General features: G+C 42.7%; 1 protein-coding gene. It reads right to left on the bottom strand.

Annotation, left to right across the window (positions count from 1 at the left end):
- The coding region (locus HX793_RS30880; RefSeq protein WP_178905626.1) for a pepsin/retropepsin-like aspartic protease family protein at nucleotides 1-433 on the bottom strand (433 nt) is incomplete at both ends.

Here is a 433-nt window from a genome sequence, read left to right as displayed (position 1 = left end):
CAAGATCAATGCGAAATTCTACTTGTCTCTCAGGTGGCAAACCGGGTAGCTCATCAGGAAAGACTTCAGGGTATTCTTTCACCACGTCAATGTCATGTACCGTTTTCTTTACTTTATCTTCCATCATTACATACGCCACATAGGATAAGCATCCTTTCATCAAACATCTCCTGACTTTTGCTGCGCTGATCAAATTGGACATCCTCTTGGGTTTTTCACCGTACACATACACCTTGCTGCCACCTGGAATTTTCACTGACACTATCTTCTTCCCACATGCGATTTTTGCATCATTGGCTCCAAGCCAATCCATACCAATGACCACATCAAAAGTCTTCACTCCAATTGGAAGAAGGTTCAACGAAAATTTCTGGTCATCTATGCTGAGTTCGCAGCCACGGTACACATGTTTTATTTCCACCTTCTTTCCACT

It is taken from the genome of Pseudomonas reactans, assembly GCF_013387025.1.
GTDB lineage: Bacteria > Pseudomonadota > Gammaproteobacteria > Pseudomonadales > Pseudomonadaceae > Aquipseudomonas > Aquipseudomonas reactans.
The sequence above is the reverse complement of the archived record's forward strand: the minus strand, read 5'-3'. Positions and strand labels throughout refer to the sequence as shown.